The sequence below is a fragment of the Nocardioides guangzhouensis genome (assembly GCF_004519545.1).
Lineage (GTDB): Bacteria > Actinomycetota > Actinomycetes > Propionibacteriales > Nocardioidaceae > Nocardioides > Nocardioides guangzhouensis.
On record NZ_SDKM01000118.1, the window covers coordinates 1 to 947 of the forward strand.

At 70.7% G+C, this 947-nt stretch carries 2 protein-coding genes; one reads left to right on the forward strand and one right to left on the reverse strand.

Features of this window, described 5'->3' with window-relative positions; all coding sequences use genetic code 11:
• The coding region (locus EKO23_RS25980) for a hypothetical protein (RefSeq protein ID WP_217702812.1) at positions 1–182 on the reverse strand (182 nt) is incomplete at its 3' end.
• On the opposite strand from EKO23_RS25980, the gene EKO23_RS24710 reads away from it, so the two are divergent.
• Positions 169–947 (forward strand): peptidoglycan-binding domain-containing protein (locus EKO23_RS24710; protein ID WP_134721243.1); only part of this gene is annotated, 779 nt, incomplete at its 3' end. The genes EKO23_RS25980 and EKO23_RS24710 overlap by 14 nt on opposite strands.

A 947-nucleotide genomic window follows, 5' to 3' on the forward strand; every position in this document is an offset into this window, starting at 1 on the left:
CCTACCTGAGATGGGTGTGGCCACTGCTGGTGATGCTCGGCGGGCTGGTGGTCGTCGTGCTCGCCGTGGGCGCACTGGTCGCGTGACCGGGCGATCACGGCGGTGAGAGCCGCGGCGGTGGGGAGGCGCGCTGCAGCCCGACACGAGTCGGCGCCGGTCGGCGCGCTGATGGTGGCGGTCACCGCAGTCCTGCTGGCCGCCTGCGGCGGCTCCGACGGGGACGACGAAGACCAGATCAGGCGCGCGGAGGCCAAGGTCACGGCCAAGCAGCGCGCGGTCACCGAAACCGAGGCCGAGCTCACTGAAGCCACCACTGCGTTTTGCGACGCGACCACCGAGTACGTCGTATCGCTCGACCGGTACGGCGACGTCCTGACCTCCACCGCTCCGACGGTGGGCGACGTCAGGGAGGCCGGAGACGACCTCACGCGGCCCCGGGAAGACGCGGTCGGGGCTGCCGAGGACGCCGTGGAGGCGCAGGAGAAGTCGGCCGCTGCGCGGCAGGAGCTCACGGTGGCGCAAGCCGAGCTGAAGGCCGCCAAGAATGGCAAGCCGCCGCCGTCGCCGACTCCCACCGAGTCGGCCGCGCCCCTGGCCCCACCAGCGACGGTCAACCGCGTGAAGCAGGCGGAGTCCGAGTTCGAGGCGGCGCAGAGCGGCATCAGCGACGAGACGCCCCTGTCGGAGGCGTCACGACAGTTCAATGCCGCAGCCGTCGCTCTGGAGATGTCGTGGTTACGGCTGTTCGCCGACGCAGGATGCCTGACCAACGACCAGGAGAAGACGGCAGCCGACGCCGTACGCGACTACACCCTGGCACTCCAGGACGCGTTGGCAATCACCGGGTACTACGACGGGGGAGTGGACGGCGTCTACGGCCCCGAGACCCTTGCCGCGGTCGAGTCGCTGCAGCAGTCGCATGGCCTCCCGGTGACCGGCACCGTCGA